We start from the raw sequence: 23,748 nt of genomic DNA on the forward strand, positions 1-23,748 counted from the left end.
CATGACGGTTAGCATACAAATGGCAGGAAACCTGTGGAAAGTCCACGTCAAAGCCGGCGACCAAATCGAAAAGGGCCAGGAGGTAGCCATTTTGGAATCGATGAAAATGGAAATCCCGATCGTTGCAGATAGAAGCGGAATCGTAAAAGAAGTCAAAAAAAATGAAGGCGACTTTGTAAATGAAGGAGACGTACTGCTCGAACTGAGCGATTCCACTCAATAATTTGGAGGAAGACCATGTCATATCCTAAAAAAGTGACAATCAAAGAAGTCGGCCCGCGTGACGGCTTACAAAACGAGCCCGTATGGATCGCAACAGAGGATAAAATAACCTGGATCAACCAGCTTTCCCGGACAGGGCTTTCGTATATTGAAATCACATCCTTCGTTCACCCGAAATGGATTCCGGCGCTTCGAGATGCTATCGACGTAGCAAAAGGCATCAACCGTGAAAAAGGGGTAACGTACGCGGCACTTGTCCCGAATCAAAGAGGACTGGAGAATGCGCTTGAAGGAGGCATTGACGAAGCTTGCGTTTTTATGTCCGCCAGCGAGACGCACAACAGAAAAAACATCAATAAATCCACTTCTGAGTCCCTTCATATACTCAAACAAGTAAACAACGACGCACAAAAAGCAAACCTCACAACAAGAGCCTACCTCTCGACTGTTTTCGGCTGTCCGTACGAAAAAGATGTCCCCATTGAACAAGTCATTCGCCTTTCAGAAGCTCTATTTGAATTTGGGATTTCTGAACTGTCGCTTGGAGATACAATTGGAGCGGCTAATCCCGCCCAAGTGGAAACTGTACTTGAAGCTCTTTTGGCACGATTCCCGGCTAATCAAATTGCCTTGCATTTTCATGATACGAGAGGAACCGCTCTGGCCAACATGGTCACAGCACTCCAAATGGGCATAACGGTGTTCGACGGCTCGGCAGGCGGGCTTGGGGGATGCCCATATGCGCCAGGTTCATCAGGAAACGCCGCAACTGAGGATATCGTGTACATGCTTGAACAGATGGATATCAAAACAAATGTAAAGCTCGAAAAACTGCTATCTGCGGCAAAATGGATTGAAGAAAAGATGGGCAAACCGCTGCCGAGCAGAAATTTACAGGTGTTTAAATCATCTTGATAAAAGGGAGGACGCATACAATGGGAGACTCTATTCTTTTTACTGTTAAAAATGAACATATTGCGTTGATCACCTTAAACAGGCCTCAGGCAGCAAATGCTCTTTCAGCGGAAATGCTTAGAAACCTGCAAATGATTCTTCAGGAAATTGAATTCAACTCAAACATCCGCTGTGTCATCCTCACAGGCACCGGTGAAAAAGCGTTTTGTGCAGGGGCAGACCTGAAGGAACGGATAAAACTGAAAGAAGATCAGGTTCTGGAAAGTGTATCTCTCATTCAAAGAACGGCGGCTTTACTTGATGCCTTGCCGCAGCCGGTCATAGCTGCGATAAATGGAAGCGCATTAGGCGGCGGACTAGAATTGGCATTGGCATGCGACCTTCGAATCGCAACTGAATCAGCTGTGCTGGGACTTCCGGAAACAGGGTTAGCTATTATCCCTGGCGCTGGAGGGACCCAAAGGCTGCCCCGGCTGATTGGCAGAGGAAAAGCAAAAGAATTAATTTATACAGGCAGACGCATGACCACACATGAAGCAAAGGAAATCGGTCTTGTAGAGCATGTCACGGCTCCTTGTGACCTTATGCCAAAAGCAGAGGAACTGGCCGGAGCCATTTCTGCCAACGGGCCGATCGCTGTCCGTCAGGCTAAATTTGCAATCAATAAAGGATTGGAGACAGATCTCGCTACAGGCCTTGCGATTGAACAAAAAGCGTATGAACAAACCATCCCGACAAAAGACAGGAGAGAAGGGCTTCAGGCCTTTCAAGAAAAAAGACGGGCCGTATACAAGGGAATATAAAAGGGAGGCAATGCTCATGGATTATGAAAAGGAACGAACAGAACGGGCTGAACGGATTCGAAAAGGCGGAGCGGAAAAGTATCATCAAAGCAATCGGGAAAAAGGCAAGCTCTTTGTCAGAGAGCGGCTTTCCCTTCTCTTTGACGATGACATTGAGCTAGAAGACGCTTTTTTTGCGGAATGTATGTCAGACGGGCTCCCCGCTGACGGAGTTGTAACCGCTATCGGCAAAATCGGCGGCCATACCGTTTGCGTCATGGCGAATGATTCAACAGTGAAAGCGGGGTCATGGGGAGCAAAAACAGTTGAAAAAATCATCAGAATTCAAGAAACCGCCGAAAAATTAAACTGTCCGCTCATTTATTTAGTCGATTCGGCAGGCGCCCGAATTACCGACCAAATCAATGTCTTTCCAGGGAGACGCGGTGCAGGAAGAATTTTTTACAATCAAGTCAAATTATCGGGACGCATTCCGCAAATCTGTCTGCTTTTCGGACCATCTGCAGCAGGTGGCGCTTATATTCCGGCCTTCTGTGATATCGTCGTTATGGTAGACGGTAACGCCTCCATGTATTTAGGCTCGCCAAGGATGGCGGAAATGGTTATTGGCGAAAAAGTGTCTCTCGAAGAAATGGGTGGCGCCCGTATGCATTGCTCAATCTCCGGCTGCGGAGATATTCTTGCAGAAACTGAAGAAGAAGCCATACAGCTGGCGCGGGCTTATTTGTCTTACTTTCCGGCAAATTTTCAAGAAAAAGCGCCCATTCATGAGAAACGCCCGCCAAAACACTTCGACACTCCGCTTGCCGACGTCATTCCGCAAAATCAAAACGCGCCTTTTGATATGTATGAGCTGATTGAGCGGGTCATAGATGAAGACTCATTTTTTGAGATCAAAGCCTTATTTGCACCGGAATTATTGACGGGCCTCGCACGAATCCAAGGACAGCCTGTCGGCATTGTTGCAAACCAGCCGAAGGTAAAAGGAGGCGTCTTATTCCACGATTCAGCAGACAAAGCGGCTAAGTTTATTACCTTATGTGACGCTTTTCATATCCCATTGCTGTTCTTAGCGGATATCCCCGGTTTTATGATTGGCACAAAAGTAGAACAGGCTGGGATTATCAGACACGGAGCAAAAATGATTTCTGCGATGTCGGAGGCAACTGTTCCAAAACTCTCTGTCATTGTCCGAAAAGCTTACGGGGCGGGGTTGTATGCAATGGCAGGGCCGGCATTTGAACCGGATTGCTGTCTAGCGCTCCCAACCGCCCAAATCGCCGTCATGGGCCCTGAGGCCGCTGTAAACGCTGTCTACGCTAAAAAAATCGCCGAGCTGCCAGAAGAAGAGAGAGCCGCATTTATCAGCAGCAAACGGGAGGAATACAAAGAGGACATCAATATCTACCGTCTGGCTTCAGAAATGATCATTGATGCTGTTATCCCAGCCAATTCGCTGCGTGATGAGCTGACCAAACGGCTCAAGGCATACATGACAAAGGAAATGACATTTACCAATCGAAAGCATCCGGTTTATCCAGTGTAAAAGCAAGAACTTAGGAGCGCAAAAAAAGCGCTCCTTTATATATTTACAATAACAACATTATGTCAACTCATTACCTTTGCATAAAACGCTTGGTTTTTTAGAATAGTAAATAAAGGCTGCCGCACCTCTAGCGGCAATTGTCAGTTTATCATAAAAAGGGGCCTACATTATGTATCATTTATATTCACATAACGACTTGGACGGAGTAGGGTGCGGAATCGTAGCAAAATTGGCGTTCGGAAAAGACGTAGAGGTCCGGTATAACTCTGTCAACGGTTTAAACGCACAGGTGCAGTACTTTTTAGAAAAAGCGAAGGAGAGCAACAGACAGGACACGTTATTCATCACCGATCTCGCCGTCAATGAAGAAAACGAAGAGAGATTGAATGAGTATGTTCATGCAGGGGGCAAAGTGAAGCTCATAGACCATCATAAAACAGCCCTTCATTTGAATGAGCATGAATGGGGATTTGTCCAGGTGGAATACGATGATGGAAGGCTCACATCCGCGACATCGCTTTTATATGGCTATCTCGTTGAAAATGGCTTCATGAAACCGACAAATGCCTTAGATCAATTCACAGAGCTCGTCCGCCAATACGATACATGGGAGTGGGAGCGGTACGATCAAAAACAGGCGAAGCGGCTTAATGATCTTTTCTTTTTGCTGTCAATCGATGAATTTGAAGCAAAAATGATCCAGCGCCTTTCCGCGCATGACGAATTTTTCTTCGATGATTTTGAAGAAAAACTGCTTGATTTAGAAGACGAAAAAATCGAGCGCTACCTCCGCAGAAAGAAAAGGGAAATGGTACAAACCTTTGTTCACGAACACTGTGTAGGCATCGTTCACGCTGAATCGTACCATTCAGAGCTGGGGAACAGGCTAGGGAAAGATAATCCGCACCTCGATTACATTGCGATTTTGAGCATGGGGTCAAAACGAGTCAGTCTCCGCACCATTCATGATTACATCGATGTGTCAGAAATCGCCGGCCGATATGGCGGCGGAGGGCATGCAAAAGCGTCCGGCTGTTCAATAACCGATGAAGTATACGAGTTGTTTGTAGCTGAAGCTTTCCGTATTGATCCTGTACGGCCGGATGCCTTCCGTAACATCTATAATCTAAAGGGATCTGCGAATGGATCATTATATGAAAATCGCGCACAAATGAGATTTTTTCTTTTCCCTTTAGACAACGAATGGAATATTCAAATTAACGGAGAAACCCAAGACGAAACATTCGCAGCGTTTGAAGAGGCAGAATGGTTTATTAAGAGAAATTATGCCGCATCGCTCGTGCGGGATGAAGTGTTTGTCGCATTTTTAGCGGAGAATCTGAAGCTGGCAAATCAACATCGGAAGTAAAAAAATATGCATAGGGGAGCGTCAGTCACCCCTATGCATATCCGCTAACTATCGTTTAAATATGGCTGTACGTTTCTTAATCACAAAATAAAGGGCTATCACGACAACAGCCAATATCATAATCGGTGTTGTATAAGTGCCTGCTATATTCTCAACATCATCCCACTGGCTTCCTAGCTGTATGCCTAAATAAACAAACAGAATAGACCATGGAATGATAGCAAGCACAGTCAGTACCACAAATTTGAGAAAAGGCATTCTGGCAATACCTGCCGGAATGGATATGGCATGTCTGACAACCGGTATAAAACGAGCCGAGAAGACAACTCCGGCGCCGTATTTCTGAAACCAGTTTTCCGACATGTCGATATGATGCTTTTTAATCAATAAATACTTCCCGTATTTGTCCAGAAATGGCCTGCCGCCATAGCGGCCGATCCAGTAAATAAAGATCTGGGCAATGGTACCCCCGATAACACCCGCAATAATTGCGCCAATAAATCCAATCGTGCCTTCCGATACCATATAGCCGCCATAAGCTAATACAATCTCACTCGGAATGATTTCAATCATTAACCCAATCGCAATACCCGCATATCCCATGTTCGTCAGCCATGTTAAAATTTCGCTTATCAAACTGCCCACATTCTTCACAACCTGTCCTAATCTTTTTCACTATTATATGACTGATTGACGAGCAAGATGGTTACAATTTTTTTACCGCAGCATTTCTTTCGTTTCCCGTTTGATCACATCTTCTAAATAGGCCAAAAGCTGAGATCTCATTTCGGAACGCATTAAGCCGATTTCGGTGCTCGCTTTAAAACAGCCTAGCTTATCGCCAATGTCATATCGATTTCCTTCAAGCAGCCGGGCGTGGATCGGCTCCTTACGGCAAACCTCACGAAGCGCATCTGTCAGCTGAATTTCGTTGCCCGCGCCTCTGCCAATTGTCTTCAAAACGGAGAAGATCGAAGAATTCAGCACATAACGTCCCATTACTGCGATTTCCGAAGGTGCTTCTTCAGGAGAAGGCTTTTCCACTAAATCGTTCACTTCGTATACATGCCCTTGAGACCCTGATGTATTTATAATACCATATTTGCTGACATCCTCAGGGAGAACTGACTGTACACCGACAACCTCTGTGCCATAAACGTCATATACATCCATTAATTGCCGAAGAGCCGGTGTTTCAGACACCATAATATCATCACCTAAGAGAACGGCAAAAGGCTCATCTCCGATAAAATGCTCCGCACACAGCACCGCATGGCCTAATCCGAGCGGTTCTTTCTGGCGGATGTAATGAATGTTGGCCAAATCGGCAATCTGCTGCATTTCCTTAAGTGTCTCCGTCTTGCCTTTTTCCCGAAGATTGAATTCCAATTCCGCCGACCGATCAAAATGATCTTCAATCGAGCGTTTGTTTCTCCCTGTAATAATCAGTATATCTTCAATTCCTGACTCTGCGGCCTCTTCTACAATATATTGGATCGCCGGTTTGTCGACGATTGGGAGCATTTCTTTAGGCTGCGCCTTTGTCGCCGGCAGAAATCTCGTTCCTAAACCCGCTGCGGGAATAACCGCTTTTCTCACTTTTTTTCTCATTCATCCTCACTCCTGATCCTGTATGTTTTTCAGCGAATCTCCAAATACCCAGATTCGGTTTCCAATAAAATTCATCATCATTCCGCCGATAGTGGCGGCGAGCTTGCTCACCAATAGCGAACAGCCACAGTTTTGAAACAAATAAAGCAGCAAAAAGGTGATCCCTGACGCGGTAATATTAATCATGAGAAAACGCACGATCTCTTTCCCGTCAGCCTTACCTTTCACACAAAACGTCCAATTCCGGTTCCACACATAGCTGTTGACGATACCTGCAGTATAGGAGAAGATCTGCGCCGGCAGATAAGAGACGTGACAAGCGGTAAGAAGAAAGAAGACACCAAAATCTATCAGCGTATTGCCGACGCCTACGGTGCAAAAACGGCCTAATGTCTTTATTTTTTCTTTCAGCGTAACGAACCTCCCTTCATAAAAGATGCGAGTGGCAGTCATATTTGTTGATATGGATTACTATAGCGGACAGTGTTGAATAAACAATTAATAAAATATGAACAAAACATGAAAAAGCGGGTATACCGCTCAATAGTTCTTATACTCTTGAAAAAACAGCCGCATTGACGGCTGTTTTTTTTGTGTCTGAAAACTATCTTTACATAAAAATATAAAAGAAGTGTTAGCCCCATCTTATCAATGAATAAATGTATCCAGTTCCTTTGTAGAATCGAACACTAACTCCTCCAAAAGTTTCTATACACAATTTTTTTAATGATGTAGGATGTTAGATAAAGGGATATCTTGGATAATGATGTAATCTACGTTCAATGTGATTAGTGGGAGGCCATGAACAATCCTGTCTTTTTATTTTCTGGACAATGGTCGCTAGGAATGGGGAAATTTTTTTGAACAATTTTGAAGGAGTGGTGCGATCTCCTCGAAGAAAGGAGAGAATGGAGACACATGAAGATGAGCTTTCAGAACAAGAACTGGGAACATTGCTAAACAGCTTCCGGCTACTTTATGCGTGCGATCTTCATGACCTGTTGTTATCAAAAAGAAAATCCCCCATTTTTAGGAAAAAGGAGGATGTGAAGTGATGAGGAAAAAGTGTAGCGTATGTTTATGGATTCTAGTTTTATTATTGAGCTGCTTATCTGGGAAGTCTGCGTATGCTGCCACTAGTACTACAATTGCAAAACATATAGGGAATTCAAATCCGCTTATCGACCATCATTTGGGAGCGGATCCGGTTGCGCTGACCTATAACGGAAGAGTCTACATCTATATGTCAAGTGATGACTATGAATATAATAGCAACGGAACAATTAAAGATAATTCATTTGCCAATTTGAATAGAGTATTCGTCATATCTTCAGCGGATATGGTGAACTGGACAGACCACGGAGCCATTCCGGTAGCAGGTGCCAATGGAGCTAATGGAGGCCGTGGAATTGCAAAATGGGCAGGTGCGTCATGGGCACCGTCAATCGCAGTTAAAAAAATTAATGGCAAGGATAAATTCTTCCTTTATTTCGCAAACAGCGGTGGAGGTATCGGGGTTCTCACCGCAGACAGCCCGATTGGTCCATGGACCGACCCAATCGGAAAACCGCTCGTAACACCAAGTACGCCAGGAATGTCAGGTGTTGTATGGCTTTTTGATCCGGCAGTATTTGTAGATGATGACGGAACCGGTTACCTGTATGCCGGGGGAGGCGTTCCTGGCGGTTCAAATCCAACGCAGGCACAATGGGCCAATCCTAAAACGGCTAGAGTCATAAAATTAGGGCCTGATATGACGAGTGTTGTTGGAAGTGCATCTACAATTGATGCGCCTTTCATGTTTGAAGATTCGGGATTGCACAAGTATAACGGAACATATTACTATTCCTATTGCATCAATTTCGGCGGCACGCATCCGGCCGATAAACCCCCGGGTGAGATCGGCTACATGACAAGTTCAAGTCCCATGGGCCCCTTTACATATAGAGGGCATTTCCTGAAAAATCCGGGTGCATTTTTCGGAGGCGGCGGAAACAACCATCATGCTGTTTTCAATTTTAAAAACGAGTGGTATGCAGTGTACCATGCTCAAACTGTCAGTTCCGCTTTATTCGGGGCCGGCAAAGGATACCGTTCTCCACATATTAATAAGCTGGTGCATAATGCAGATGGATCTATTCAAGAGGTAGCGGCAAATTATGCAGGTGTAGCACAGCTTTCCAATTTAAACCCATATAACCGGGTAGAAGCTGAAACGTTTGCTTGGAATGGACGCATTTTGACAGAGAAATCGACAGCACCCGGCGGGCCAGTAAATAATCAGCATGTAACAAGCATTCAAAATGGAGACTGGATTGCTGTAGGAAATGCAGACTTCGGAGCGGGCGGTGCCAGGACATTTAAAGCAAATGTAGCATCCACTATAGGCGGGAAAATAGAAGTGCGCCTCGACAGTGCAGACGGTAAACTTGTAGGAACCCTAAATGTACCTTCAACAGGTGGAGCGCAAACGTGGAGGGAAATAGAAACTGCGGTAAGCGGGGCAACTGGCGTGCACAAAGTATTCTTTGTATTTACCGGAACAGGTACAGGAAACTTGCTTAATTTCGATTACTGGCAGTTTACGCAACGATAGCACGGATAATGGGACCGTTTAAAAACAGACGGGTTGATGCACCGGCCAACATACCGGAACAGCCCGCCATTATGGATATGCCGGTCAGATTTCCTAATACAGTAAAAGACACATTACGAAGGAGAGGAATAAATGATTCCACGCATAAAAAAAACAATTTGTGTACTATTAGTATGTTTCACTATGCTGTCAGTCATGTTAGGGCCAGGCGCTACTGAAGTTTTGGCAGCAAGTGATGTAACAGTTAATGTATCTGCAGAGAAACAAGTGATTCGCGGTTTTGGAGGGATGAATCATCCGGCTTGGGCTGGCGATCTTACAGCAGCTCAAAGAGAAACTGCTTTTGGCAATGGACAGAACCAGTTAGGATTTTCAATCTTAAGAATTCATGTAGATGAAGATCGAAATAATTGGTATAAAGAGGTGGAGACTGCAAAGAGTGCGGTCAAACATGGAGCAATCGTTTTTGCTTCTCCTTGGAATCCTCCAAGTGATATGGTTGAGACCTTTAATCGTAATGGTGACACATCGGCTAAACGGCTGAAATACAACAAGTACGCAGCATACGCGCAGCATCTTAACGATTTTGTTACCTTCATGAAGAATAATGGTGTGAATCTTTACGCGATTTCGGTACAAAACGAGCCTGATTACGCTCACGAGTGGACGTGGTGGACGCCGCAAGAAATACTTCGCTTTATGAGAGAAAACGCCGGCTCGATCAATGCCCGCGTCATTGCGCCTGAGTCATTTCAATACTTGAAGAATTTGTCGGACCCAATTTTAAACGATCCGCAGGCTCTTGGCAATATGGATATTCTCGGAACTCACCTGTACGGCACTCAGGTCAGCCAATTCCCTTATCCTCTTTTCAAACAAAAAGGAGCAGGGAAGGATCTTTGGATGACGGAAGTATACTATCCGAACAGTGATAACAACTCGGCGGATCGATGGCCTGAGGCATTGGATGTTTCACATCATATTCACAGTTCGATGGTAGAGGGAGATTTTCAAGCTTATGTTTGGTGGTACATCCGAAGGTCATACGGTCCTATGAAAGAAGACGGCACGATCAGCAAACGCGGCTACAATATGGCTCATTTCTCAAAGTTTGTGCGTCCCGGCTATGTAAGGATTGATGCAACGAAAAACCCTAATGCGAACGTTTACGTGTCAGCCTATAAAGGTGACAACAAGGTCGTTATTGTTGCCATCAATAAAAGCAACACAGGAGTCAACCAAAACTTTGTTTTGCAGAATGGATCTGCTTCAAACGTATCTAGATGGATCACGAGCAGCAGCAGCAATCTACAACCTGGAACGAATCTCACTGTATCAGGCAATCATTTTTGGGCCCATCTTCCAGCTCAAAGCGTGACAACATTTGTTGTAAATCGTTAAGAGCACAAAGACACACATAAATAATAGAGTGTCTGAATTGGCGATTTTCCGATTGGGAAATCGCTTTTTTATTTTGTTGCTGAATTACAGGAAGAAGAAAGGATGTACATAAAAACAGCAAAGGTTTAATCTTCATCTTTCCTAGTTTACATAATATATATTCTAGGAAGTAAGTGAAACAAATAAATTCCTGTCTCAATATCAAAGTATACTTAAGTTAGTGAGACAGAAATTGAAAATTTGAAATTTTACTGCTGAATGACAAATCAAAAAAATGGTGTTGTCAATCCATAATAAACTGCTTCTAAATCCTCCAGCGTCATATCGCCATATGCGCATTTGATAACAGAATCAGCAAACACATCATAGTCATAATCTGTAGAAAATCCTTGCTGCAGCTGTTTTTCGTAAACTTCGATCTGATCTTTTTGATGCTGGATGTCTTTTTCCTTACCTGGATAGTCCGGACCATTTATCATATTACTCATTTTTTTGTACAGCACCATATACTGTTTCAGTATTTCATCCACAACGCAAACCTCCTATTAGATGATAAAAACGGACATCGTTACTGATGTCCGCCAAAAAAGCTTAACTAATTTGGTTCTGTTCCCCAAATCAGTTTTCCTTGATCATATAATGTGATTTTTTTCGTTGTTTTAAACGTATTTGATTTGAAAAAGGAATAATCGCCGCTTTGTGCATAATTGCTCCAGTCATCATTGTGAAGACGAAGCTGAATATTCCCTGTGCTTGCTCCCGGTGCCAACGTTCCGTTTTTAAATCCAAGTTCCAGATAGGTATCTGCACCTTGCTTTGGTTTATGCAACGTCACAAACTTGTGTGTCACATTGCCGCATCCAATCTGCGCGTAGTCACAGTCAACGTTTTGGCCTTTGTTTTTCGCTTTATACCAGTAACGGGCAGTGACATCTTTTAAATCAACCGTGGTATTGCCGTTATTTTTTATTTGAAGCTGCGGACGGATTTGGTTGCTGTTCATACTCCCATCCCCTGCTCTGTATTGTACAGAAATACCATTTTCCTGTGTGGGTTTATCTTTTGCTGGCGTTTCAGGAATATCCCTCGTCGAATCTTTGGTGCCGAGAATGTTTTCTCTAACGAATGTTCCTGAAGCAGATAAATCTGACAACCGCCAGCCGCCTGTTTTAGATGCCCCCGGCTTTAAAGCTGAGGATGATTCCTGCTTATCAGAAAGATTCCAGTTCACCCAGCTGATGGTCTTGCTGTCGAGATATTTCAGCCATTCCCTCGATTGATCAAGGAATACACCGCCATTTCCAGACGCGTCGCTTGTTCCCCATTCTGTCACAAAAATAGGTGCTCCTTTGCTGAGTGCATAGTTTGCTTTATCCCGTAAAAATTGGCCGTGTGTGCCGGCATAAAAATGAAGTGCGTACATAACGTTTGCATCTTTTAGCTGGTCATCGGCAGCATCATTTACATCCTGGCTCCATGTACCGGTTCCGACAATGATGATGTTGTCTGGATCATTTTTGCGGATAACGGAAATCACTTCTTCCGCATATGGTTTAATATCACGCTTCCAGTTCACATCACCGTTTGGTTCGTTTGCAATTTCATAAATGACGTTTGGCGTGTTACCGTAAAGACTTGACATTTCCTTGAAGAATTCTTTTGCCTTCTCTTTATTTTGGTTTGGATTACCGTCATTTAAGATATGCCAGTCAATGATGACATATATCCCAAGCTCTTTTGCCGCTTCAACCGCTTCTTTTACTTTATTTTTCACGGACGGGTTGTCAATATAACCGCCATCTGCCGTATACATCGCTGCACGGAAAACGGTGATACCCCAATCGTCCCTCAGCCATTTTAAGCTGTCTTTATTGACATATTCTCCATACCATTGCAATCCGTGTGAACTGATCCCCTTCAGCTGTACCGCTTTACCGTCTCGGTTAACGAGCTGTGTACCTTTTATGCTAAGCTGGCCATTCTTGGCTACTGGCGTTTTTGTCCCTGCTGCTGATGCCGGCGAAGCCATCATGCCGCCCATTGTCAATAACGTAATCAATAAACACGTAATAAAAATAGAGATTGACCGTTTCATATCTGATCTTTTCCTCCTTCGCATCATTTTGGCTCTCCACTTCTTATGAGCACGAACTCATTGTAAAAATCTTTCTCATGATTGTCTATCAACCTAATTTCTTGTTTTTGGGAGGTTTAAAAGCCTGTCAATTTGCTCTATCTCAATTGAATAAGACACACATGACACATATAGAACAAAGAAAACTAGACTGAATTGGGACTTTACACGTCATTTTTCATTCGAGTCAAAAAATTAAATTTATTTCCAATAATGAAAAAGCTGCATTCAACTATTGAATGCAGCTTTGTTTTATATTTATATTATGCTTCTTGTTTCTCATCTTCCCATGTTTCAGCGTTTTTCAGCCCTGGGATGTTTTTCGCTTTAAACACAGGATCAAGTCCTTGCTTACGCTGTTTCGCGTAATCTTTATACACTTTGTAAGCAACGTTTGACAGCAGCGCAATCACAATTAAGTTGATCAGCGCCATGATACCCATAAAGAGGTCCGCCATATCCCAAACGATTTGGAAGCCTGATAAAGATCCATACACAACCATAGCAATAACAGCGATACGGTAAATGTTCAGCCATGTTTTGCTTGTTTTAATAAATTCAATGTTTGTCTCGCCATAATAATAGTTGCCGACAACTGAACTGAATGCAAACAAGAACATTGCGACTGCGATGAAAGTCGGCGCCCAGCCTCCAATATGATGGTTAAGAGCAGCCTGTGTTACTTGGATGCCGTCGCCTTTTGGTGTTACACTGTACAGCAAAATAATAAATGCTGTGGACGTACATATGATAAATGTATCGAAAAATACGCCTAATGTTTGAATAAAGCCTTGCTTTGCCGGATGGGATACATGAGCCGTCGCAGCCGCGTTTGGTGCGCTTCCCATTCCTGCTTCGTTTGAAAAAAGTCCGCGCTGCGCACCGATAACGATGATGCCGCCTATTCCGCCGCCGACGACTTGTTCAAAACCTAAAGCATTTTTAACAATTGTAGCGATAACGCCAGGGAAAGCCGTAATATTCGTGATAACAACAAATAAAGCGATAAGGATATAAATGCCTGCCATAACCGGCACAATTAACTGTGAAACAGCGACAACACGTTTTAAACCGCCGAAAATGATAAACGCAGTTAAAACCGCCAGAACTATGGCTACAACTATTTTATTCACATGGAATGCGCCATCCAATGCTCCAGCAATTGTATTTGTTTGAACAGCGTTAAAAATCAAGCCGAATGAGACGGTAATTAAGACAGCAAAAACGATGCCAAGCCATCTCGCTCCAAGACCCTTTTGAATGTAGTAAGCCGGGCCTCCGCGGAAATCCTCCCCGTCTCTCACCTTATAAAGCTGCGCTAACGTACTCTCAACAAAGCTTGAAGCCATACCTACTGCAGCCACTACCCACATCCAAAATACAGCGCCTGGTCCGCCTGTCGCAATTGCTAAGGCTACACCAGTCAAATTCCCTGTGCCGACTCGGGATGCGGCCGAAATAAAGAATGCCTGCATAGATGAAACACCTTTATTTCCTTCCGGCTTCTCCCCTACTATTCTGAACATTTCAATAAAATAACGGAATTGGATAAAACCAAAACGTATGGTAAAAAATAATCCAAGCCCTATTAAAATATAAAATAGGTAATTCCAGATGAAATCACTTGGAATATTAATTAAACTATTGAAAAAAGACTCCATATTTACCTCCCGTTTTCATCAATTCAACACGAATTCGATTTTGATGTTAGATTTTTTAACATAACGAGTTTTATTATATCACAATATGACGAATTAGGAAGTTTTTTCGAGAAGAATATTGTCATAGCCAGATGTTACTCTGTCGACCCCTTCTCTATTATTTTCCTACGAATAAAAACATTCCTTGCAAGCTGGCTTTTAAAAAAAGTGCCCTATTAACAATGTAATCATTTCTTCCCATTCTCTTGCCTTTCTCTTTGATTTAGCACATAAATAAAGTAATAAACCCTAAACAACAAACATATCATTTAAAATATGTTTTTATTCACACCATAAACCGGGTATACATACGCTAATAAAAGAAGTTTTCTCTTTCAAAAATAAGCAAAAAGATATATACTTAACAAGGTTAAATTTATTTTTAAATTTAATAAATCAGGTTTACTTTTAGGATGGATTGGGGTATTATTATAAAAATATTCAGTAATATTAAAGGAGGGGGAGATCATTTGAAAAAAGTAACGATATTGAAAGCATCCATCTTATTCTTGGCGATTGCCAGTTTTCATTTGTTCTCAATTCCCCACGCCTTTGATATCGGCCATCATTATAAAGCCGTAGCCGACCAGCAGGAAATGCATGAGATGAAAGCCGGCCAAAATGCTGATGATGAGAAGAAATCCATCACAGGGGCATTTACGCTGACCGCTTTATGGGCAATGGCTGTTCTGCTGCTGACCGCTGAAAGCAAAAGTACGGGATACTCCCGCAGACGTCAGCGGAAAAAAAGCTTTATACTGGCCAAATTTTATCAATCGTCTTATTTCGGCAAACTTCATGTTCAACATCACCCGATTATGTAACGAAAATATGAGGAGGCTGTTAAACATGTTGTTTATCTTAAGAATGGTGATTTTAGGCTTATTTTCTTTCACAGCGCTGAATTTATTTGTATGGCAGGGAATTGAAGTCATTCATGCTGTAACAGATCTATTCACCAACCATGAAAGCTGATAAAAAACAAACGAAACCCGCTCATATAGTATGAGCGGGTTTTTTATTATTGTTCTGTATGAAGGCGCCAAACAGCTGTAACCTTACCTGATTCCTCTTCATCAAAAAAGAAAGAGCCATTGCTGTATCTGTCGTTTGTCCGCAACTCTTTTGCCTGCAGTTCTTTTCTGTCGCCTTTTTCTGTTTCTGCCATTAGTCGCTGTTCAAGACCGCAAGCGAACAGTGCTACAACACGGTGAGGATTCTTTTTCAGTTCCCTTAGCATTACGACACCGCGTTTTGCGCGGGATGTCTTCTCGAACTCAGAAAGACTCATGCGTTTTACCGCTCCCCGCTGTGTGAACAAGACAATTGAATCAGATTGCTGAAGGATCTCACCGGAGACAACAAAGTCATCCTCTTTTAAGTTAATCCCTTTGACACCTGCCGCACGCGCGCCAACTACATTCACTTCGTCTTCTCCAAACCATAGGCCGTACCCTAAGTGAGTGGCCATAAAGATCTGGCTTTCCCCATTTGTTACATGTACATCAATCAGTTCATCTTCACCCTTCAGATTTAAGGCCACAAGCGCCTTAGAATAACGCTGTGCTTTATAATGGGTGAGCTCTGTCTTTTTCACCATCCCGTTTTTCGTAAAGAATAGAAGATATGCCGACGGATCAAATTCTTTTATCGGTATGGCCTTTACAATCGTTTCATCACGATCAATAGTGATCAGATTTGAAAAATGCTGGCCCATGTCCTTCCATCTGATATCAGGCAGCTGGTGAACAGGACAATAGATGTAGCTTCCTTTGTTCGTAAAGAGCAGCAGCACGTCTGTCGTATTCATTTCAAACTGATGCAGCATCCTGTCCGTATCTTTCATTCCGAAGTCCTGACCGTTGGAAGCGGCAAATGAGCGCTGGCTCGTCCGTTTTAGGTAACCATCCTTCGTAACGGTTACATATACATCCTCAGATGCAACCATGACTTCGAGATTGATTTTAATTTCTTCAATTTTTTCTTCAATTACGGAGCGTCTCGTATCTGCATATTTCTTTTTCAGTGCTTTTAAGCTGTTTGTAATCACTTTTAGCAGTTTTTTATCATTGCTCAGAATAGATTCGAGCTCTTCAATTTTTTTACCGAGCTCTTCTGCCTCTTCCTTAAGCGCTGTGATATCGGTATTGGTTAAACGATATAGCTGCAATGACACGATGGCTTCAGCCTGAGGCTCTGTAAATTCATATTTGGCGATCAAATTGTTTTTAGCGTCACGTTTATCGCTAGAAGAACGGATTGTTGCAATCACTTCATCCAAAATAGACAAAGCTTTCATGAGCCCTTCTACGATATGATGTCTGTCTTTTGCTTTTTGAAGCTCGTAAACGGACCGGTTTGTGACAACTTCCTTTTGGTGTCCGATATATGCATCCAAAATAGACGGCAGGCTCATCAGCATCGGACGGCGGTTATGGATAGCCACCATATTGAAGTTATATGTGATCTGCAAATCAGTATTTTTATATAAGAAATTCAAAATGCCTTTGGCATCAGCTTCTTTTTTCAGTTCAATGACCACTCTCAGCCCTGTTCGATCCGTTTCATCACGAACCTCTGAGATGCCTTCAACCTTTTTATCAATACGGAACTCGTCCATTTTTTTTACAAGGTTTGCTTTATTTACTTCAAATGGAATTTCAGTAATGACAATTTGTTCTCGTCCGCCTCTGATTGTTTCAATTTCAGCCTTTCCGCGGATAATGATTTTTCCTTTTCCGGTTTCGTAAGCTTTTCTTATCCCGTCAACGCCCTGAATAATACCGCCTGTCGGAAAATCAGGCCCTTTAATGACTTCCATAAGTTCATCAACAGAACAAGATGGCATTTGAATACGCTTAATGACAGCATCAATGACTTCTCCCAGATGATGAGGGGGAATGTCGGTCGCGTATCCTGCTGAAATCCCGGTAGATCCGTTGACCAATAGGTTAGGAAACATCGCCGGGAGTACGACAGGCTCCTTGCTTGTATCATCGAAGTTCGGCACAAATTCAACCGTGTTTTTGTCAATATCCCGAAGAAGCTCAGATGCAATCGGAGATAATCGTGCCTCTGTATAACGCATGGCTGCCGGGGGATCTCCGTCGATGCTTCCATTGTTTCCATGCATTTCGATTAACACATTACGAACTTTCCAATCCTGGCTCATCCGCACCATTGCTTCATAAACCGAGCTGTCACCGTGCGGATGATAGTTACCGATGACGTTACCGACCGTTTTGGCCGCTTTTCTGAAGTTTTTATCAAACGTGTTTCCATCTGTATGCATCGCATACAGAATTCTGCGCTGTACCGGCTTTAATCCGTCTCTCGCATCGGGCAGCGCCCTGTCTTGAATAATATATTTACTGTAGCGTCCAAAACGGTCGCCGATCACCTCTTCTAATGGTAAATCATGAAATAATTCTGGCTGTGACAATCATTAAACCTCCTCAGCGACCGATAAGTTTTCATTTTCTAAAATATTGCTTTCTTCATCTAAGCCGAAAGCGACGTTTTTCTCAATCCACTTTCTGCGCGGCTCTACTTTGTCTCCCATTAACGTCGTCACACGTCTCTCTACACGTGCCGCATCGTCAATTTTGACCCTAACAAGTGTGCGGGACTCCGGGTTCATCGTCGTTTCCCACAGCTGGTCTGCGTTCATCTCTCCAAGACCCTTATATCGTTGAATGGTATAGCCTTTGCCGACTTTTTTCAGGACATCACCCATCTCTTCATCAGACCATGCATATTCAATGATTTCCTTTTTCCCGCTTCCTTTACTGACCTTATATAAAGGTGGCAGCGCAATGAACACCTTGCCATGCTCAATGAGCGGTTTCATATAGCGATAGAAAAAGGTAAGAAGCAGCACTTGAATATGGGCGCCGTCAGTATCGGCATCGGTCATAATGATGATTTTGTCGTAGTTGATGTCATCGATTGAGAAATCTGCCCCGACTCCTCCGCCGATCGCATGAATGATCGTATTGATCTCTTCATTTTTAAAGATATCAGCAAGCTTAGCTTTTTCTGTATTAATGACTTTACCGCGTAAAGGCAGAACCGCCTGGAATCTGCGGTCTCGTCCCTGCTTGGCTGACCCGCCTGCTGAATCTCCCTCAACGAGATACAATTCATTTTTTGCCGGGTTTCTTGAACCCGCAGGCGTCAGCTTTCCGCTTAAAGTCGCTTCTGATTTTTTTCGTTTTTTGCCGCTTCTTGCTTCTTCACGGGCTTTGCGTGCCGCTTCGCGCGCCTGGCTCGCCTTGATTGCTTTTTTGACAAGAAGCGTTGCGGTGTCCCGATTTTCCTCTAAAAAGTAAGCAAGCTGCTCTGAAACAATCGCATCCACCGCTGATCTTGCTTCACTGGTACCGAGCTTTCCTTTTGTTTGTCCCTCAAATTGAAGAAGCTCCTCAGGAATGCGGACAGAAATAATGGCTGAAAGCCCTTCCCTTATATCGGTGCCTTCAAGGTTCTTATCCTTTTCTTTCAGCAAAGCCACTTTTCGCGCATATTCATTAAAAGCACGCGTCATCGCAGTTTTTGCACCTGACTCATGCGTCCCGCCGTCTTTTGTTCTGACATTGTTGACAAACGACAAAATATTTTCAGAATAACCATCGTTAAACTGGAACGCAAAGTCCACTTCTATAGAATGATGCTCACCCTCAAACGAGACCACTTCAGACAAGACGTCTTTTTCTTCATTTAAGTAAGCAACAAACGCTTCTATGCCGTTTTCATAATAAAAGACCTCACGCTGGTCATTGCGTTCATCAATCAGCTCAATTTTCAGTCCTTTTAACAAAAACGCAGACTCTCTTAAGCGCTCAGAGAGCGTTTCAAAATTATAAGTGGTTGTGCTGAACATCGTTGGATCTGGCTTAAAGTGTGTAAGAGTTCCCGTCTTTTTTGTTTTGCCGATCTTTTCGAGAGATGTAACCGGTTTTCCTCCATTTTCAAATCGCTGCTGATAGACAAAACCGTCCCGCTCAATGGTAACCGTCAGCCATTCAGATAAAGCATTCACGACTGATGCACCAACTCCGTGGAGCCCGCCGCTTGTCTTATAGCCGCCTTGGCCGAATTTCCCTCCGGCATGAAGCACCGTTAAAATCACTTCAGGGGTTGGTTTGCCGAGCTTATGCATTCCGGTCGGCATGCCGCGGCCTCTATCCTGTACAGAAATACTATTGTCTTTATGTATTTTGACGATTATGTGATCTCCATGGCCGGCAAGCACCTCGTCGACAGAGTTATCTACAATTTCATAAACCAAGTGGTGCAAACCCCGCGCGTCAGTAGAGCCAATATACATACCCGGCCTTTTCCTGACAGCCTCAAGGCCTTCGAGCACCTGTATGGCATCTTCGTTGTAATCAAATTGCTGTTTTCTAGCCAAACGTACAAACCCCTTTCAAAAACTAACATTGTCTTTCTCTTTTCAGTGTTACACATCATTTGTATATAAGATATTTTTTATAAACCTCGCCTCGAGCCAGTACTGCCTTGGACTCCTCATTATAACCAATATGTTTGCAATCGCAACATAGAGCTAACGAATCAGTTCTTCTCAAAACATCGGCTAGTGCTGTTTTTACACTATGAGAACGTATGTTTGTTTATTATATATAAAGCAGCAGACCTTCGCAAATCGAACGGCCGAAACCCAGCTGGACAAGGTATTCAAAAAAAGCTGTTCAAGCTTTATTGTATCTGTTTCACCGTAATACGCAAACAATATCTTAAAATTAAAAAGCAAAAATCCTTGAATTTACAAGGATTTTTGCAGTTCTGCACCTATTTTGTTACAGCGTGTGCCACTTTTATGCACAGATCCATGATAACCGTTCTGCCTTTTTCTTTTAGCATCTGGTATGCTTCCTCATTAACTAGCCCTTGCTGTGCCCAAAATACTGGCGCATCTGTCTCTAAAAACTCTTCCGCCACTCCAGGAAGCTGTTCTGAGCGCCGGAATACATTTACGATGTCAATCGGACCGTCTATCTCTTTTAAAGATGAAACGGCTTTGACACCTAGCGCCTCATCAATTGTAGGATTCACAGGGATAATTTCATAACCCGCGTCCTGCATTGCTTTTGAAACCATATGTGACGTTCTATCCGGACGGTCTGAAAGCCCTACTACCGCTATACGTTTGCTTCTTTGAAGAATCTCTTTAATTTCCGCTTTAGAAGGGTTTTGCATCGTGTGTCACTCCTTTTTCACTTATTTTACACGATCAAAACAGGAGAAATCAAAATATGATGCATGTTTGATTGGATTTGTAAGCAAACTTTACAAAAAAACTTATCATCAGATCATGACATCTCATGTTAAAATAAAAAGAAGGGAATTTGAAAAAGGAGAAATGTAGATGTTAATTGCTTTATTGATTATTTTGGCCTACTTGATAGGCAGCATTCCATCTGGCTTAATTGTGGGCAAGCTTGCCAAGGGAATTGATATTCGGGAGCACGGAAGCGGCAACTTAGGCGCTACCAATGCATTCCGTACATTGGGTGTAAAAGCTGGTTCGGTCGTCATAGCCGGAGATATTTTGAAAGGGACACTGGCAACTGCATTGCCTTTTCTCATGCATGTTGATATTCACCCGCTTCTTGCAGGAGTCTTTGCGGTTTTAGGCCACGTGTTTCCCATCTTCGCCAAATTTAAAGGCGGTAAAGCCGTGGCGACATCAGGAGGCGTTTTGCTGTTTTACGCACCCCTGTTATTTATCACGATGGTTGCGGTATTCTTCATCTTTTTATACTTGACTAAATTTGTTTCTCTCTCATCGATGTTAACAGGGATCTATACTGTTATATATAGTTTCTTTGTCCATGATACGTATTTATTGATTGTCGTTACCCTGCTCACTATTTTTGTGATATACAGACACCGAGCGAACATTAAACGAATTATCAATAAAACAGAACCTAAAGTAAAATGGCTATAAGCTTAAAAAACTTCTCTTTTGACACAGAATAGCCTAATACGTTTATAATAGAGAAAATTCAAATGAAGAACAAAGGGGTGTTCTGTTATGAATATGACAATTAACGAAGACGCATTGAACTGGTATAAAGAAGAACTCGATTTGGAAAGCGGAGACCAGGTTCGCTTTTTCGTCCGCTATGGAGGCTGCAGCAACGTTCAAAAGGGTTTTTCTCTCGGTGTAGCGAAAGATGCCCCACAAGAGGCTGGAGTCACTGCAGAAGCTGACGGCATTACCTTCTTTATTGAAGAAAGTGATTTATGGTACTTTGATAACCACGACCTTCTCGTCAGCTATTCAGAAGACGCTGATGAACCGGTTTTTGAATACCAATAAAAAAGAGCGCACATGATGTGCGTTCTTTTTTTACAAATGAAATCGTATAAGATGATCGGTTAGGTTCTCTTGTTCTAAAATATATTTTTGTGTTTCACCCAGCAGATCGAAGTGCGGAAATTCACTTTTCTTATGGATCCATTCTTTTTTTAACCCGTACGCCGCTCCCCACTGAACCAGCTTATCAATGTCTGCACAGCCGGCTTTTGTCACAGTCCTTGCTTCTGGAAATCGGTCATCCAGCCAGTAATGTGTTAAAAATGCGATTTCTCCTCTTTTCACTGCTTGTTTCCACCGGTTAAGTTCCTCCCGTTTCACACCAAACGCCATATCCCGTTCACTTCCCTATTTTTTGGCCTTTTCATATGCTGTGTGCCAATCAGGAAAAGCTTTGCGGAATTGAATTGGCTTAAAGCTTTCTTTATCCACACAAATATGAGATGAGGTGGCTTTGATGGAAAGCTCACCGGCCGGATTATAAATGTGATAACCATAGACGGTTTTAAAGCCGTTATATTCCTCTATCCATGTATGTACAACCGCGGTTTCTCCGTAATGAAGCGGCTTTTTATAGGAAATATTGATATCAACGACTGGGGACAGAACGCCTCTTTTTTCCATATCACTATATAAAAAGCCTAAGTCCTTAATTAAGGCCGTTCTGCCGACCTCCATCCACACAAGATAATTTGCGTGATAGACAATTCCCATTTGATCTGTTTCTGCATAACGCACTTCTATTTCTTTTTTTGATACATGCAAGATTACTCTGCTCCCTTAACGTCAATTTAGCCCCATTTTACCATAATCAAATCAGAAAGAAAAAAACCAGGTTTCCCTGGTTTTTTAAGAACGGTATCCGTTTTGTCTCGCTGCAGATTCGTCCTGTATTTCATTACGAAACGCTTCAATGCTCTGTTCGCGCCTTGCATTTTTTTCTTTGATACGCTGTTTATCTTCTCCTGAAGCAAACTCCATTGATGCTTCTGCTTCTTCTATATTTTCAATTGTATTTTGAACCATATCCTGCAATTTTTCCACATTGTCAGAACGATCATCAGGATTAGGCTTCTGATATTGATTTTGGTTCTTTGTCATTCGGATGTACCTCCTAGAAATAAACTCGATTTTTCGCTACTCGCCTTTTGTCTGCATGATGATCGGCCGCTGACCTGAAGTATCATGCATTTTTTCCCCTTTATTGGCTTTATATTTTACAGGCTTTGTACCCAAGTGGCTTGGAGCATATTGAGGCTGACCGTTTTTCTTGTTGTTTCCCATGTTTATCCCTCCTCAACAGATAGGTTTCTCAATAGGAGGGGTAAACATGAATACAAATTAAAGGTTATTTTTGCTTAAATCGCTGTTCAAGCTTTTCCTCAAGCTGATTTAAATACTCTGTATTGGTCATCAGCTCTTTTTTGTTTTCCATGACGAGCTCATGAAAAGAACGTTTTCTCATCTTCTTCACGCTTCTCACCTCCGCATATTCTTTTATTTTTTCCAATTCTGAAAACTTGTAAGCATATTTGAGCATAAAAAAAACTGAATCTAATCAAGATCCAGTTTTTGTTCCATTTCTTTTTTTGTCATGGTGCCAACATGTATGTCTTGGATAACACCTTTTTCATCTAAGATATATGTCGTTGGATATGACATCACGTTATAGTCAGCATTGATCCCTTTTTTATCAATCAGAATGGGGAACGTTAAGTCATACGTATCAGCAAACGCTCGGACCTGTTTCTCACTTTTCTCAGCTGAAGTGAAATTTACCGCAACAACCGCAAGTTTGTCGGGGTATTCTTTTTGTAACTTTTCCATCGCAGGCATTTCCTGACGGCACGGCTTACACCAAGTTGCCCAAAAATTGAGCAGCACTTTTTTGCCTTTTGCATCCTGTAAAGAGCTTTTCTCTCCTGACAACGTTTTCAAAGAAAAATCAGGTGCTTGTTGCCCCTCTTGAATTCCGACTTCTTTTTTGCTGTATGTTTGATATAAATTCCATCCCGTATAACCGGCAAGCATGATAAGCAGAATCCCTGCGAGCCATTTTTTCAGCATATGCCACCTCCGCAGCACATTGTGTCATAAAAAGAAGAGAAA

Annotated in this window: 26 protein-coding genes; 11 read left to right on the forward strand and 15 right to left on the reverse strand. The window is 42.8% G+C overall.

Annotated elements, in window-relative coordinates:
• The first annotated feature begins 1 nt into the window (after position 1).
• From ACZ07B_RS06890 to nrnB, 5 genes are all read left to right on the forward strand, one after another.
• The gene (locus ACZ07B_RS06890) at positions 2-223 is read left to right on the forward strand and encodes an acetyl-CoA carboxylase biotin carboxyl carrier protein subunit (RefSeq protein ID WP_014476962.1); all 222 of its coding nucleotides are present in this window, start codon (positions 2-4) and stop codon (positions 221-223) included.
• A gap of 14 nt (positions 224-237) precedes the next feature.
• Positions 238-1,137 (forward strand): hydroxymethylglutaryl-CoA lyase, encoded by a 900-nt coding sequence (ldeG, locus tag ACZ07B_RS06895; RefSeq protein ID WP_017696501.1) that lies wholly within the window; start codon positions 238-240, stop codon positions 1,135-1,137.
• Positions 1,138-1,157: 20 nt separating this feature from the next.
• Complete coding sequence (locus ACZ07B_RS06900) at positions 1,158-1,940, forward strand: enoyl-CoA hydratase (protein ID WP_134157144.1); 783 nt, start codon at positions 1,158-1,160, stop codon at positions 1,938-1,940.
• 10 nt (positions 1,941-1,950) lie between these two features.
• The gene (locus ACZ07B_RS06905) at positions 1,951-3,486 is read left to right on the forward strand and encodes an acyl-CoA carboxylase subunit beta (RefSeq protein ID WP_134157146.1); all 1,536 of its coding nucleotides are present in this window, start codon (positions 1,951-1,953) and stop codon (positions 3,484-3,486) included.
• A gap of 169 nt (positions 3,487-3,655) precedes the next feature.
• The gene (gene nrnB, locus ACZ07B_RS06910) at positions 3,656-4,855 is read left to right on the forward strand and encodes an oligoribonuclease NrnB (protein ID WP_021479781.1); all 1,200 of its coding nucleotides are present in this window, start codon (positions 3,656-3,658) and stop codon (positions 4,853-4,855) included.
• A gap of 48 nt (positions 4,856-4,903) precedes the next feature.
• Here nrnB and uptA read toward each other — a convergent pair whose 3' ends face one another.
• The 3 genes from uptA to ACZ07B_RS06925 form a co-directional block, all read right to left on the reverse strand.
• A complete protein-coding gene (gene uptA / locus ACZ07B_RS06915; protein WP_003231529.1) occupies positions 4,904-5,500 on the reverse strand; it encodes an undecaprenyl phosphate transporter UptA in 597 nt (198 codons plus the stop codon).
• 72 nt (positions 5,501-5,572) lie between these two features.
• Positions 5,573-6,466, reverse strand: a complete 894-nt coding sequence (galU, locus tag ACZ07B_RS06920; RefSeq protein ID WP_014479952.1) for a UTP--glucose-1-phosphate uridylyltransferase GalU — start codon at positions 6,464-6,466, stop codon at positions 5,573-5,575.
• Between the two features lie 6 nt (positions 6,467-6,472).
• Positions 6,473-6,919: a GtrA family protein gene (locus ACZ07B_RS06925; RefSeq protein WP_124059923.1), complete on the reverse strand. Its 447-nt coding sequence runs from the start codon at positions 6,917-6,919 to the stop codon at positions 6,473-6,475.
• 601 nt (positions 6,920-7,520) lie between these two features.
• Between ACZ07B_RS06925 and xynD the strand changes: the two genes are divergently transcribed.
• The gene (gene xynD, locus ACZ07B_RS06930; RefSeq protein WP_217019595.1) at positions 7,521-9,062 is read left to right on the forward strand and encodes an alpha-L-arabinofuranosidase; all 1,542 of its coding nucleotides are present in this window, start codon (positions 7,521-7,523) and stop codon (positions 9,060-9,062) included.
• A gap of 132 nt (positions 9,063-9,194) precedes the next feature.
• On the forward strand, positions 9,195-10,463 hold the full coding sequence (xynC, locus tag ACZ07B_RS06935) for a glucuronoarabinoxylan endo-1,4-beta-xylanase XynC (protein WP_101169512.1): 1,269 nt from the start codon (positions 9,195-9,197) through the stop codon (positions 10,461-10,463).
• Between the two features lie 266 nt (positions 10,464-10,729).
• On the opposite strand, the gene ACZ07B_RS06940 is transcribed toward xynC, so the two are convergent.
• The 3 genes from ACZ07B_RS06940 to ACZ07B_RS06950 all read right to left on the reverse strand — a co-directional run bounded on the left by ACZ07B_RS06940 (position 10,730) and on the right by ACZ07B_RS06950 (position 14,258).
• Positions 10,730-10,993 carry a YnfE family protein gene (locus ACZ07B_RS06940; RefSeq protein ID WP_003231535.1) on the reverse strand — a complete coding sequence of 88 codons (264 nt, stop codon included), beginning with the start codon at positions 10,991-10,993 and terminating at the stop codon, positions 10,730-10,732.
• 65 nt (positions 10,994-11,058) lie between these two features.
• Positions 11,059-12,558, reverse strand: coding sequence for an endo-1,4-beta-glucanase EglS (gene eglS, locus ACZ07B_RS06945; RefSeq protein ID WP_130572419.1), 1,500 nt, complete (start codon positions 12,556-12,558; stop codon positions 11,059-11,061).
• Between the two features lie 302 nt (positions 12,559-12,860).
• On the reverse strand, positions 12,861-14,258 hold the full coding sequence (locus tag ACZ07B_RS06950) for an alanine/glycine:cation symporter family protein (protein ID WP_086343890.1): 1,398 nt from the start codon (positions 14,256-14,258) through the stop codon (positions 12,861-12,863).
• 509 nt (positions 14,259-14,767) lie between these two features.
• On the opposite strand from ACZ07B_RS06950, the gene ACZ07B_RS06955 reads away from it, so the two are divergent.
• Entirely contained in the window at positions 14,768-15,121 is a 354-nt protein-coding gene (locus ACZ07B_RS06955) for a hypothetical protein (RefSeq protein WP_003245190.1), read from the forward strand.
• A 25-nt stretch (positions 15,122-15,146) separates the two neighbouring features.
• Entirely contained in the window at positions 15,147-15,272 is a 126-nt protein-coding gene (locus ACZ07B_RS06960) for a hypothetical protein (RefSeq protein WP_003231548.1), read from the forward strand.
• A 46-nt stretch (positions 15,273-15,318) separates the two neighbouring features.
• Here ACZ07B_RS06960 and parC read toward each other — a convergent pair whose 3' ends face one another.
• From parC to ACZ07B_RS06975, 3 genes are all read right to left on the reverse strand, one after another.
• Positions 15,319-17,739: a DNA topoisomerase IV subunit A gene (parC, locus tag ACZ07B_RS06965; RefSeq protein ID WP_014479945.1), complete on the reverse strand. Its 2,421-nt coding sequence runs from the start codon at positions 17,737-17,739 to the stop codon at positions 15,319-15,321.
• A 3-nt stretch (positions 17,740-17,742) separates the two neighbouring features.
• Positions 17,743-19,710 carry a DNA topoisomerase IV subunit B gene (gene parE, locus ACZ07B_RS06970; RefSeq protein ID WP_003231552.1) on the reverse strand — a complete coding sequence of 656 codons (1,968 nt, stop codon included), beginning with the start codon at positions 19,708-19,710 and terminating at the stop codon, positions 17,743-17,745.
• Between the two features lie 398 nt (positions 19,711-20,108).
• Positions 20,109-20,516, reverse strand: a complete 408-nt coding sequence (locus tag ACZ07B_RS06975; protein WP_003245606.1) for a CoA-binding protein — start codon at positions 20,514-20,516, stop codon at positions 20,109-20,111.
• Between the two features lie 169 nt (positions 20,517-20,685).
• On the opposite strand from ACZ07B_RS06975, the gene plsY reads away from it, so the two are divergent.
• Both plsY and ACZ07B_RS06985 read left to right on the forward strand, forming a co-directional pair.
• Positions 20,686-21,267 carry a glycerol-3-phosphate 1-O-acyltransferase PlsY gene (plsY, locus tag ACZ07B_RS06980; protein ID WP_003231560.1) on the forward strand — a complete coding sequence of 194 codons (582 nt, stop codon included), beginning with the start codon at positions 20,686-20,688 and terminating at the stop codon, positions 21,265-21,267.
• Positions 21,268-21,354: 87 nt separating this feature from the next.
• Entirely contained in the window at positions 21,355-21,642 is a 288-nt protein-coding gene (locus ACZ07B_RS06985) for a HesB/YadR/YfhF family protein (RefSeq protein WP_003231562.1), read from the forward strand.
• 30 nt (positions 21,643-21,672) lie between these two features.
• Here ACZ07B_RS06985 and ACZ07B_RS06990 read toward each other — a convergent pair whose 3' ends face one another.
• The 6 genes from ACZ07B_RS06990 to ACZ07B_RS07015 form a co-directional block, all read right to left on the reverse strand.
• Positions 21,673-21,972, reverse strand: coding sequence for a hypothetical protein (locus ACZ07B_RS06990; protein ID WP_024571429.1), 300 nt, complete (start codon positions 21,970-21,972; stop codon positions 21,673-21,675).
• A 15-nt stretch (positions 21,973-21,987) separates the two neighbouring features.
• Positions 21,988-22,404, reverse strand: a complete 417-nt coding sequence (locus tag ACZ07B_RS06995; protein ID WP_017696516.1) for a YbgC/FadM family acyl-CoA thioesterase — start codon at positions 22,402-22,404, stop codon at positions 21,988-21,990.
• A gap of 84 nt (positions 22,405-22,488) precedes the next feature.
• Positions 22,489-22,740, reverse strand: a complete 252-nt coding sequence (gene tlp / locus ACZ07B_RS07000; protein WP_134982967.1) for a small acid-soluble spore protein Tlp — start codon at positions 22,738-22,740, stop codon at positions 22,489-22,491.
• 36 nt (positions 22,741-22,776) lie between these two features.
• Positions 22,777-22,923: an acid-soluble spore protein SspN gene (gene sspN / locus ACZ07B_RS07005; RefSeq protein ID WP_003231569.1), complete on the reverse strand. Its 147-nt coding sequence runs from the start codon at positions 22,921-22,923 to the stop codon at positions 22,777-22,779.
• A 64-nt stretch (positions 22,924-22,987) separates the two neighbouring features.
• The gene (locus ACZ07B_RS07010) at positions 22,988-23,113 is read right to left on the reverse strand and encodes an FbpB family small basic protein (protein WP_003244964.1); all 126 of its coding nucleotides are present in this window, start codon (positions 23,111-23,113) and stop codon (positions 22,988-22,990) included.
• Positions 23,114-23,193: 80 nt separating this feature from the next.
• Positions 23,194-23,706, reverse strand: a complete 513-nt coding sequence (locus ACZ07B_RS07015) for a redoxin domain-containing protein (protein ID WP_464877043.1) — start codon at positions 23,704-23,706, stop codon at positions 23,194-23,196.
• Positions 23,707-23,748 lie beyond the last annotated feature (42 nt).

The sequence above is a fragment of the Bacillus sp. 9.4 genome (genome assembly GCF_055486415.1).